Here is a 10,376-nt window from a genome sequence, read left to right on the forward strand (position 1 = left end):
CTTTCAGGAGGTCCGGCGGACGGCGCGACCGGGGAGGGCGTCGGTACGTCGGCCGTCGTCGATGACGGGTACGCCGTTGACGAACACGTACGGGATGCCTTCGGCCGGTTGCCGGGGTTCGGGGAAGGTGGCGGCGTCGCGGACCGTGTCCGGGTCGAACAGCACCAGGTCCGCGGCGTACCCGGGCCGGACCAGCCCGCGGTCGGTGAGCCGCAGCCGGCGGGCCGGGCGGCCGGTGAGGTGGTGGACGCAGTCGGCGAGGTCGAGGACGCCGAGCTCGCGGACGTACCGGGCGAGGTACCGCGGGAACGTGCCCCAGGAGCGCGGATGCGGTTTGCCGCCGACCAGGATCCCGTCCGAGCCGCCGGTGTGCGACCGGTGCCGCATGATCGTCCGCACGTTCTCCTCGTGGCCGACGTGCTGCAGGATCGAGGTGGCGAGGTCGTCGGCGAGCAGGATCTCGTAGAACACGTCGGCGGCCGGCTTGCCGGTCCGGGCGGCGAGCGCCGCGACCGTGCTGCCGACCGCGGACGACAGCGCCGGGTTGCGGACGCCGCCGATCTCGATCGTGTCCCACTCGACGACGCAGCCGTGGCAGCCGTCGGTGCCGACCTGCTCGAGTTCGTAGGTGATCTTCTCCCGCGCGGCCGGGTCGCGGAGCCGGGCGAGCAGCGCGTCCGGCCCGCCCTCGGCGGTCCAGCTCGGCAGCACCGCGGACAGGGTGGTTGCCCCGGGCAAGTACGGGTAGGTGTCGGTGGTGACGTCGACGCCGGAGTCCAGCGCGGCGTCGATCATCGCCACCAGGTCGGCGCCGCGGCCCGCGTTCGGCGCGAAGTTCATCACCGCGTGGGTCAGGTGCAGCGGGCAGTCCGAGCGGCGCGCGACCTCGACCATCTCGGCGTACGCCTCGAGCGCGCCGCGGCCGTACGAGCGCTGGTGCGGCGCGTAGTACCCGCCGTACGAGGCGACGACCTCGCACAGCTCGACCAGCTCGCCGGTCGTGGCGAACATGCCCGGCGTGTACGTCAGCCCGCTGCTCATCCCGACCGCGCCGTCCCGCAGCCCGGCGGCCAGCAACTCCTTCATCCGGGCCAGCTCGGCCTCGGTCGCCGGACGGTTGGACGTACCAACGACCATCATCCGCAACGTGCCCTGCGGGACCAGGTACGCCGCGTTGCACGCGATGCCCTGGTCGAGCCGGCCGAGGTACCCGGCGACGGTGGACCAGGAGAAGTCGAAGTCGTCCGGCTCGCCGTTCCAGCCGGCGATCTGGCGCCGGACGACGGCCCGCGTCGGATCGTCGATCGGGGCGAACGACAGCCCGTCCTGGCCGAGCACCTCCAGCGTGACGCCCTGGCTGACCTTCGCGGTGTGGTCCGGGTTCACCAGGATCTGCAGGTCCGAGTGCGAGTGCATGTCGATGAACCCGGGCGACAGCACCAGTCCGTCCGCGGCGATCGTCCGGTCCGCGCCGGGCAGATCGTTGCCGATCGCCACGATCCGCCCGTCGTCGACGGCGACGTCGGCGTGGTACCCCGGCGTACCCGAACCGTCGACGACCAGTGCGCCCGTGATGGTGAGCATCTCAGAAGAACGTCCGCACCAGGTCCACCACGACCGGGTCGGCCGCGTCGGCGTCGTCGATCACCGGGATCAGGCCCCACTTGTCGAACGCCGTACACGGGTGCGACAGGCCGACCCGCAGCTCGTCGCCGACCACCACCGGGACGTCGCCGAAGTGCAGGAACCCGTGCTGGTCGTTGAGGTTCGTGACCTTCATGTCCGTTGCCGGCAGCACCTGACCGTCGGCCGAGCGCGGGCGGATCAGCTGCGGCTCCGGCCAGTCCTGGTCGAACGGGAAGTCGCGGCGGCCCGCGTCGAAGATCGCCAGCCCCGGCTCGGGCTGCGAGGTGATCCGGATCCACCCGTGCATCGCGGCCACGAGCTGCTCGCCGTCCGTCCGCGGGTGCTCGCCGAGCGGCGACACCCGCCGGTACAGCCCGTCGTCGTGGGAGATGTACGCGCCGGACCGCAGCACCACCCGGGCGCCCTCGCCGGCCTCGGCCGCGAGGACCTTCGCGACCTGCTCGAAGTACTGGCTGCCGCCGGCGCTGACCACCGGTACGACGCCGGCGTCGTACAGCGGGCGCAGCCGGTGGTGGACGGACGCCAGGTCACGCAGGTACGCCCGGACCTCCTCGAGGTTCGCCTCGTCGACGCCGTGCCCGATCGCGCCCTCGTACCCAGCGACCCCGGCCAGCCGCAGCGTCGACGCGTCGGCGATCGCCTGGCCGACCGCGAGCGCGGTCTCCGCGTCGCGGGCACCGGTCCGGCCGCCGGTCCCGCCGACCTCGACCAGCACGTCGAGCGGGCGGGCGTCCGGGCCGACGTACGCCGAGCGCGCCGCCTCCATGATCTCGACGGTGCGCACCGAGTCCGCCCAGACCGACACCTCGAACGACGGGTCGGCGGCGAGCTCGTCGGCGATCCAGCGCAGCTGCAGCGGCGAGATCACCGCGTTCGCGATCAGCACCCGCTGGACGCCGTACGCCCGGGCGACGCCGAGCTGGAACGCGTTCGCGAGCGTGATCGCCCAGGCGCCGGCGTCGAGCTGCATCGCCCAGAGCGCGGGCGCCATCGTGGTCTTGCCGTGCGGCGCCAGCTCCACGCCGTGCCGGGTGCACCAGGTGGCGAGGGTGTCGACGTTGTGCCGCAGGCCGGGAGCCGAGAGCGTCATCAGCGGTGTCGGCAGCTGGGACAGCCGGGGGCTGTCGGCCAGCACGTCCTTGACGGTCCGGCCCCAGAAACCTGGTGGCAGCGCCTTGTCCCGCCAGCTCACCTGCTGATCGGCGAGAGCGGCGACGGCGTCGGCATCGTAAGCAGGCATCAGACCCCCTGGAGTTGGGATTGCAGAATACGCAACGCTCATTGCGTATTCTGACTCATCGGTTGTAGCATCGCGCCCGAAGTCGCGTCAACGCACGTCCCTATCCCATCACTTCTCCCGCAAGGAGTGCCGATGCCCGAGACGGCCGCGATCTGCCTGGGTGAGGCGATGATCATGCTGGCGGGTGGTTCCGGACCGCTGGCGGACGTCGAGGTGTTCCGGCGCTCGGTCGGCGGGGCGGAGTGCAACGTGGCCGGCGGGCTGGCCGCGCTGGGCGTGCCGACGAGCTGGATCTCGCGGCTCGGCGACGACGGGTTCGGTCAGCACGTACTGCGGGACCTCGAGGCGCGCGGCGTCGACGTCGGGGGAGTGGAACTGGACCCGGTCCGGCCGACGGCCCTCTACGTGAAGGAGTCGGACGGCGGGCAGTCCCGGATGCACTACTACCGGACCGGCTCGGCCGCGGCGGCGCTCGCACCTGCGTTCTTGGACCGGCCGGAGGTGCGTCAGCGGCTGGCCCAGGCGAGGCTCGTGCACACGACGGGTATTACTGCCGCGATCTCTGCCAGCAGCTCGGACATGCTCGAGCGGTTGGCGACGGAGCCGCGGGAGTTCCTGTTGAGCGTTGACCTCAACTGGCGGCCCGTGTTGTGGCGGGAGCGGGACCCGGAGCCGTTGTGGCGGTTGCTGCGAGCTGCAGACATCGTGCTGATCGGGGCGGATGAGGCTGAGGTCTTCGCCGGCACTGGGGATGCCGAGGAGTTGTACGAGCGGTTTGGCGCGAAGACGCTGGTTGTGAAGGACGATTCGAACGCTGCGATCCTTCTTGAGCCGAGCGGTCGCACTGAGGTCCCAGCACTGTCCGTGGAGGTTGTTGAGACTGTGGGGGCAGGGGATGCGTTTGCGGCTGGGTTCTTGGCGGGGACGTTGCAGGGGTTGCCTGCGGTGCAGCGGTTGCGGTTGGGGCATCTGACGGCGGCTGCTGTGCTGACGAGGCCTGAGGACCATGCGCCGCCGGCGAGCCCGGCTGAGCGGGAGCGGCTGCTCAACGCGACAGACGCGGAGTGGGCAGCCACGAAGATCGGTGCAGTATGAGTCAGAGCCTGGCCAGAGCGCTGCAGATCCTCACCAGCCTCGGTGAGGGCGAGCGGTCGCTGGACCAGCTCGCCGCTGAGCTCGGCGTGCACAAGACGACCGTGCTGCGGCTGCTGCGCACCATGGAGGCCGATCGGTTCGTACGACGGGACTCCGCGCACAGGTACCGCCTGGGCTCGCGGTTGTTCGCTCTCGCTGACGTCGCGCGCGAGCAGTACGTCGTACGGCAGGTTGCCGCACCGCATCTGCGTGAGTTGAACCAGAAGACCGGGCAGACGGTCCACCTGGCGGCCTGGGAGAACGGTGAGGTCATCTACGTCGACAAGCTGGACAGTGTGCGGTCGGTACGCATGTACTCACAGGTCGGCGTACCGGCGGCTCTGCACTGCACCGCGGTCGGGAAAGTGCTGCTCGCCGCACAGCCCAAGCGGCAACGGGAAGCGGTCCTGGCCACGTTGGACTACAAGGCTTACACGCCGAACACGATCACCGACCCGGAACAGCTGCGGGAGGAGCTGGTGGCCACCAAGGAGCGTGGCTGGGCGCAGGACCGGGCGGAACACGAGTCGTTCATCAACTGCATCGGTGCACCGCTCAAGGACGCCACCGGGCGCGTCGTCGGGGCCGTGTCGTTGTCCGTGCCCGACGTACTGCTGAACTATGAACAGGTGCTCGAGCTGCTCCCCGAGCTGCTCGCCACCGCCGAGGCGATCACTGCCGACTACAACTGAGAGGTGTCATGACCGACAAGAGCGCAGTCTCCACTTCCGACGCGCCGCCCCCGATGCCGGTGTTCTCGCAGGGCGTCCGCAAGGGCAACATCCTGCAGGTGTCCGGCCAGGGCTCGGTCGACCCGGCCAGCGGCGACTTCGTGTTCGCCGGTGACGTGAAGGGCCAGACCACCCGGGTGCTGCAGAACATCGAGGCGATCCTGAAGGCCGGCGGCGCGAGCATCGACGACGTGGTGATGCTGCGCGTCTACCTCACCGAGCGCGACAACTTCGGTGCGATGAACGAGGCGTACGCCGAGTTCGTGTCGACCCGGACCCCGAGCGGGGTGCTGCCGTCGCGGACCACCGTGTTCACCGGGCTGCCGCTCCCGGACATGCTGGTCGAGATCGACGCGCTCGCCGTTCTCAGCTGAACCCTCCCAAGCCCGGGCCAGGTGGTCCGGGCTTTGGACTGCCTGGAGCATTTCCCGTATCGCGGGATATGGTTTCACCATGCAGGAAACTCGCGGTTCGGTTCAGTCGATCGACCGGGCCGTGGCGATCCTGCGCTGCTTCGACGCCCGTACGCCGGACCTCGGGATCAGCGATCTGGCCCGGGCGACCGGCTTGTCGACGAGCACCGTGCACCGGTTGCTGCTGGCGATGCAGGAGAACGGGCTCGTTCGTCAGACGGCGCACCGGCGGTACGCGATCGGCCCGCTGGTCGTGCAGTTGGCGCACAGCGGCGGGATTCCGGCCGGTCTGCGGGACGCTGCACTGCCGGTGCTCCGGGTACTCCGTGATGACACCGGGGAGACCGCGGCCGTGCACGAGCTGTTGCCGTCGGGGCAGCGGGTGGTCCTGGATCAGGTCGAGAGCTTCCACCAGTTGCGCCGTACGTACACGGAGTTCGGTCAGCCGGTCGCGTTGCCGCAGGGTGCGCCCGGGAAGGCCTTGCTCGCGTTCCTGCCGTTCGAGCGGCAGCAGGAGGTGCTGAAGGGCCCGCTGGAACAGGTGCAGCCGGCAACGATCACGGACCCCGAGGTGCTCGCGGAGCAGTTCGCGGAGATCCGCCGGCGCGGGTTCGCGATGTCGCGGACCGAGCGGACCGCGGGCATCTGCAGCGTGGCTGCACCGGTGTACGGCTACTCCGGTGCGGTCGCGGGCTGTCTGAGTGTGTCCGGCCCCGAGATGCGGATGCCGGTCGAGCGGATGGAGGAGTTCGGGATGAGGGTCGCCGCGGGTGCCTGGTCGGTGTCGGAGTTGCTGGGAGCCACCCCGGCCGCCCGGGACCGCAGTACGGCGCTGGCCGGCGGCCGGTGATGTCACAGGCCCGGACTCTCTGGAAGATCGCACCCGCTGTCTATCTGCCCGCCCTGCTGTACGGGATCGGGCAGGGCGCCATCGCGCCGGTCGTCGCGCTGTCGGCCACTCACCTAGGCGCGTCCGTTGCTGTTGCCGGTCTGGTCGTTGCTGCGGCTGGGCTGGGCCAGGTCATCGGTGACATCCCAGCTGGTGCGCTGACGAACCGCATAGGTGAACGCAAGGCGATGCTGGGCGCCACGGTGTTCGTGGCGTTCGCTCTTGCAGCCTGTCTGGTCGTCCCGAACGTGTGGGGTCTGGCCATCGCCATCGGCTGCACCGGGCTCGCTGGTGCGGTCTGGGGCCTTGCCAGGCAGGCGTATCTGAGCGAAGCGGTCCCCATCGAGCTCCGGGCGCGGGCACTCTCCACACTGGGCGGCGTACAGCGCATCGGCTCCTTCATCGGCCCGTTCCTCGGTGCGGGCGCGATGAAGTTCCTGGGTACGGACGGTGCGTACTGGGTGCACCTGGTGGCCGCCGTACTCGCCTGTGGTGTGCTGTTGAGCCTGCCGGACGTAGAACACCGGCGTGGGCGAGGCCCTGTCGCCGCCCAGTCCACCTGGGTCGTCATCCGCGACCACTTCCCGGTACTGCGAACCCTTGGCGTCGGGGCGCTCCTGGTGGGCGCCGTACGCGCGTCACGCCAGGTCGTGATTCCCCTGTGGGCGTTGCACATCGGGCTGGATCCGCAGACGACCAGTGTGATCTTCGGGCTGTCCGGGGCGGTGGACATGCTGCTGTTCTACCCGGCCGGCTCGGTGATGGACCGGCTCGGGCGGAAGTGGGTCGCCGTACCGTCGATGCTCGTGCTGGGGCTGGCGCATCTGTTGCTGCCGTTGACGCATACGACCGCGACGCTGACGGCGGTCGCGTTGCTGATGGGGATCGGGAACGGTCTGGGTGCCGGGGTGATCATGACGCTCGGAGCGGACGCGTCACCACCGGTCGGCAGGGCGCAGTTCCTGGGAGCGTTCCGGTTGTTCGCCGACACCGGGAACGGTGCCGGACCGTTGCTGCTGGCGGGGGCGACGGCGGTGCTGGGGCTGGGTCCGGCGATCGTGATCATGGCAGGGACGGGCTGGGCCGCGGCCACGGCGATGCACCGCTGGATCCCCCCGCATCCGAAGCCGATTTGATTAAGGGGGTGTACGCAAGGCAGACTATCTATTGCCGAAGACCGCTGGTTGCTGCCCTAGGTAGCTGAAGGTCCCATCGAGAGGTGGGCGGCCCGCGCAGGTGACTTGGACAGTGACACAGTATGTTTCACACCCTTGCGCCTGCGCAGGGGTGTTTCTTCTTTTCAGGGGTCCGAGGCGTGGAAGCCGATAGAAGGAGACCCCCATGGCGAGGCCGGACAAGGCAGCCGCTGTCGCGGAGCTGACGGACGAGTTCCGTAGTTCCAACGGCGCCGTGCTGACCGAGTACCGCGGTCTCACCGTTGCGCAGCTCAAGCAGCTTCGAGTTTCGCTCGGTGACGACGTGAACTACGCCGTGGTGAAGAACACGCTGACCAAGATCGCGGCCAAGGACGCGGGTGTCGAGTCGTTCGACTCGCTGCTCGAGGGTCCGTCGGCCATCGCCTTCATCAAGGGCGATGCGGTGGTTGCGGCCAAGGGTCTGCGTGACTTCGCCAAGGCGAATCCCCTTCTCGTCATCAAGGGCGGCGTGCTCGACGGCAAGCCGCTCAGCTCTGACGAGATCAGCAAGCTCGCTGACCTGGAGTCGCGTGAGGTCCTCCTCGCGAAGCTCGCAGGTGCGATGAAGGCGGCCCCGCAGAACGCGGTGTCGCTGTTCGCTGCTCCGCTGTCGCAGGCCGCGCGCCTGTTCGCGGCGCTGCAGGACAAGCTGCCGGCCGCGGCCGAGACCCCTGCCCCCGCGGCAGAGGTTCAGGACGAGGTCGAGGCACCTGCCGAGGCGAGCACCGAGGAGACCGCCGCAGCGGACAGCTGAGGCACTCCCGCAACACCCCATCAGTGATCACCAAGCAACATTTTGTCAGGAAGGACCGCCATCATGGCGAAGCTCAGCACCGAAGAGCTCCTCGGCCAGTTCAAGGAACTGACCCTGCTGGAGCTGTCGGAGTTCGTTAAGGCGTTCGAGGAGGAGTTCGGCGTCACCGCCGCCGCCCCGGTCGCCGTTGCCGCCGCCGGTGCCCCGGGCGCCCCGGCTGCCGCCGAAGAGGCCGCGGAGCAGGACGAGTTCGACGTCGTCCTGGAGTCGGCCGGCGACAAGAAGATCCAGGTCATCAAGGAGGTGCGCGGTCTCACGAGCCTCGGCCTGAAGGAGGCCAAGGACCTCGTCGAGTCGGCCCCGAAGGCGATCCTGGAGAAGGTCGACAAGGCTGCCGCGGAGAAGGCCAAGGAGGCCCTCGAGGGCGCCGGCGCCACCGTCACGCTGAAGTGATGTCGGTTACGTTCCGCTGCGGGACGTAACGAATGTGTTGAGAAGGGCGGCCCCCCAAGGGGGGTCGCCCTTCCTGCATTTCCGGATGGTTACTATCGCAATCGCTTGACTTCCAGGGGTTACGCAAAACCGTACTCGTGCGTAACCTAGGCCACTGCCCCGTCGTTGGGGAGCAGCAGACATCCCGTGTGAGGAGGGCCGGTGGGCGTAGAAGTCCGCGTCGAAGGTCTCACCAAGTCCTTCGGCAGCCAGCTGATCTGGGGCGACGTGTCCCTGACGCTGCCGGCCGGTGAGATCTGCGTGATGCTCGGCCCTTCCGGCACCGGCAAGTCCGTGTTCCTGAAGACGCTGATCGGCCTGCTGAAGCCCGACAAGGGCCACGTGTACATCGAGGGCACCGACATCGCGACCTGCAGCGAGCGCGAGCTGTACGACGTCCGCCGGCTGTTCGGCGTGCTGTTCCAGGACGGCGCGATGTTCGGCTCGATGAACCTGTACGACAACGTCGCGTTCCCGCTCCGCGAGCACACCAAGAAGTCCGAGTCCGACATCCGCTCCATCGTGATGGAGAAGATGGAGATGGTCGGCCTGGTCGGCGCGGAGAAGAAGCTGCCCGGCGAGATCTCCGGCGGCATGCGGAAGCGGGCCGGCCTGGCCCGCGCGCTGGTGCTGGACCCGCAGATCCTGCTCGTCGACGAGCCCGACTCGGGCCTGGACCCGGTCCGTACGTCGTTCCTGAACCAGGTGATGATCGACCTGAACGAGGCGTTCAGCCCGACGTTCCTGATCGTCACGCACGACGTGAACACGGCCCGGACGGTGCCGGACAACATCGGCATGCTGTATCACCGGCACCTGGCGATGTTCGGCCCGCGGGAGATGCTGCTGTCCAGCGAGGAGCCGGTCGTCCGGCAGTTCCTGAACGCGCAGATGGTCGGCCCGATCGGGATGTCCGAGGAGAAGGACGCCGAGGAGCTCGCGGCCGAGGCCGGCCAGGAGTTGCCGCCGCTGCCGCCGATCCCGATCCAGCAGCTGCCCAGCAGCGGCATGCTCCGTCCGACCCAGCGCCCGCCGGGCGAATGGTGCCGGGAGAACGGCGTCACTCCGCCCCCGGGCTCGTTCGCCACCTCGACCGTGGGGGCTCGGTGACCGTATCTGCCACCGCCCCGCTGAAGCACGCGGGGTCGCTGTTCGCTTTCGCGCTCGACACGTTCCGGGCGATGTTCCGGCGGCCGTTCCAGCTGAAGGAGTTCCTCCAGCAGGCCTGGTTCGTGGCCAGCGTGACGATCATCCCGACCGCGCTGGTCGCGATCCCGTTCGGCGCGGTGATCGCGCTGCAGGTCGGTGGCCTGATCAAGCAGTTCGGCGCGCAGGCCTTCACCGGTTCGGCCGCCGTCCTGGCGGTGGTCCGGGAGGCGTCGCCGATCGCGACCGCGCTGCTGATCGCGGGCGCCGGCGGCTCGGCGATCTGCGCGGACCTCGGCTCCCGGAAGATCCGCGAGGAGCTGGACGCGATGATGGTGCTGGGGATCGACCCGATCCAGCGTCTCGTCGTACCGCGGGTGCTGGCCACGATGCTGGTCGCGTTCTTCCTGAACGGTTTCGTCAGCGTCGTCGGCGTGATGGGCGGCTACATCTTCAACGTCGTCCTGCAGGACGGTACGCCGGGCAGCTACATCGCGTCCTTCACCGCGCTGGCGCACCTCCCCGACCTGTGGCAGGGCCAGGCGAAGGCGCTCGTCTTCGGCGCGATCGCCGCGGTCGTGGCGGCGTACAAGGGTGTGAACGCGGGCGGCGGCCCGAAGGGCGTCGGCGACGCGGTGAACCAGTCCGTGGTGATCACGTTCATGCTGCTGTTCGTCGCGAACTTCTCGATGACCGCGATCTACTTCCAGCTCGTTCCGCCGAAGGGGGCCTGA

The 10,376-nt window shown here is 69.2% G+C and carries 11 protein-coding genes; 9 read left to right on the plus strand and 2 right to left on the minus strand.

Annotated elements, in window-relative coordinates:
• Positions 1-3: 3 nt before the first annotated feature.
• Positions 4-1,584 carry an N-acyl-D-amino-acid deacylase family protein gene (locus ACQHIV_RS35705; RefSeq protein ID WP_427888757.1) on the minus strand — a complete coding sequence of 527 codons (1,581 nt, stop codon included), beginning with the start codon at positions 1,582-1,584 and terminating at the stop codon, positions 4-6.
• Between the two features lies 1 nt (position 1,585).
• Complete coding sequence (locus tag ACQHIV_RS35710) at positions 1,586-2,887, minus strand: amino acid deaminase (protein ID WP_427888758.1); 1,302 nt, start codon at positions 2,885-2,887, stop codon at positions 1,586-1,588.
• 132 nt (positions 2,888-3,019) lie between these two features.
• Between ACQHIV_RS35710 and ACQHIV_RS35715 the strand changes: the two genes are divergently transcribed.
• The 9 genes from ACQHIV_RS35715 (at position 3,020) to ACQHIV_RS35755 (ending at position 10,376) form a co-directional block, all read left to right on the plus strand.
• Positions 3,020-3,982 (plus strand): sugar kinase, encoded by a 963-nt coding sequence (locus ACQHIV_RS35715; protein ID WP_427888759.1) that lies wholly within the window; start codon positions 3,020-3,022, stop codon positions 3,980-3,982.
• Positions 3,979-4,713: an IclR family transcriptional regulator gene (locus ACQHIV_RS35720; protein ID WP_427888760.1), complete on the plus strand. Its 735-nt coding sequence runs from the start codon at positions 3,979-3,981 to the stop codon at positions 4,711-4,713. Before ACQHIV_RS35715 ends, ACQHIV_RS35720 begins: the two co-directional genes overlap by 4 nt.
• Positions 4,714-4,721: 8 nt before the next feature.
• Positions 4,722-5,126 carry a RidA family protein gene (locus tag ACQHIV_RS35725; RefSeq protein WP_427888761.1) on the plus strand — a complete coding sequence of 135 codons (405 nt, stop codon included), beginning with the start codon at positions 4,722-4,724 and terminating at the stop codon, positions 5,124-5,126.
• 79 nt (positions 5,127-5,205) lie between these two features.
• Positions 5,206-6,015, plus strand: a complete 810-nt coding sequence (locus ACQHIV_RS35730) for an IclR family transcriptional regulator (RefSeq protein ID WP_427888762.1) — start codon at positions 5,206-5,208, stop codon at positions 6,013-6,015.
• On the plus strand, positions 6,015-7,190 hold the full coding sequence (locus ACQHIV_RS35735) for an MFS transporter (protein WP_427888763.1): 1,176 nt from the start codon (positions 6,015-6,017) through the stop codon (positions 7,188-7,190). The genes ACQHIV_RS35730 and ACQHIV_RS35735 overlap by 1 nt, the downstream gene beginning before the upstream one ends.
• Positions 7,191-7,395: 205 nt before the next feature.
• Positions 7,396-8,004 carry a 50S ribosomal protein L10 gene (gene rplJ, locus ACQHIV_RS35740; protein ID WP_427888764.1) on the plus strand — a complete coding sequence of 203 codons (609 nt, stop codon included), beginning with the start codon at positions 7,396-7,398 and terminating at the stop codon, positions 8,002-8,004.
• A 63-nt stretch (positions 8,005-8,067) separates the two neighbouring features.
• Complete coding sequence (rplL, locus tag ACQHIV_RS35745; RefSeq protein ID WP_131465657.1) at positions 8,068-8,457, plus strand: 50S ribosomal protein L7/L12; 390 nt, start codon at positions 8,068-8,070, stop codon at positions 8,455-8,457.
• Positions 8,458-8,658: 201 nt separating this feature from the next.
• Positions 8,659-9,606 carry an ABC transporter ATP-binding protein gene (locus ACQHIV_RS35750; RefSeq protein ID WP_344191614.1) on the plus strand — a complete coding sequence of 316 codons (948 nt, stop codon included), beginning with the start codon at positions 8,659-8,661 and terminating at the stop codon, positions 9,604-9,606.
• On the plus strand, positions 9,603-10,376 hold the full coding sequence (locus ACQHIV_RS35755) for an MlaE family ABC transporter permease (protein WP_380197810.1): 774 nt from the start codon (positions 9,603-9,605) through the stop codon (positions 10,374-10,376). The genes ACQHIV_RS35750 and ACQHIV_RS35755 overlap by 4 nt, the downstream gene beginning before the upstream one ends.

It is taken from the genome of Kribbella polygonati (assembly GCF_050320105.1).
Lineage (GTDB): Bacteria > Actinomycetota > Actinomycetes > Propionibacteriales > Kribbellaceae > Kribbella.

What these genes read in the sequence shown, in the direction of transcription:
- ACQHIV_RS35705 (WP_427888757.1), bottom strand. Translation starts at nt 1,584, where the DNA reads ATGCTCACCATCACGGGCGCACTGGTCGTCGACGGTTCGGGTACGCCG.
- ACQHIV_RS35710 (WP_427888758.1), bottom strand. Translation starts at nt 2,887, where the DNA reads ATGCCTGCTTACGATGCCGACGCCGTCGCCGCTCTCGCCGATCAGCAG.
- ACQHIV_RS35715 (WP_427888759.1), top strand. Translation starts at nt 3,020, where the DNA reads ATGCCCGAGACGGCCGCGATCTGCCTGGGTGAGGCGATGATCATGCTG.
- ACQHIV_RS35720 (WP_427888760.1), top strand. Translation starts at nt 3,979, where the DNA reads ATGAGTCAGAGCCTGGCCAGAGCGCTGCAGATCCTCACCAGCCTCGGT.
- ACQHIV_RS35725 (WP_427888761.1), top strand. Translation starts at nt 4,722, where the DNA reads ATGACCGACAAGAGCGCAGTCTCCACTTCCGACGCGCCGCCCCCGATG.
- ACQHIV_RS35730 (WP_427888762.1), top strand. Translation starts at nt 5,206, where the DNA reads ATGCAGGAAACTCGCGGTTCGGTTCAGTCGATCGACCGGGCCGTGGCG.
- ACQHIV_RS35735 (WP_427888763.1), top strand. Translation starts at nt 6,015, where the DNA reads ATGTCACAGGCCCGGACTCTCTGGAAGATCGCACCCGCTGTCTATCTG.
- rplJ (WP_427888764.1), top strand. Translation starts at nt 7,396, where the DNA reads ATGGCGAGGCCGGACAAGGCAGCCGCTGTCGCGGAGCTGACGGACGAG.
- rplL (WP_131465657.1), top strand. Translation starts at nt 8,068, where the DNA reads ATGGCGAAGCTCAGCACCGAAGAGCTCCTCGGCCAGTTCAAGGAACTG.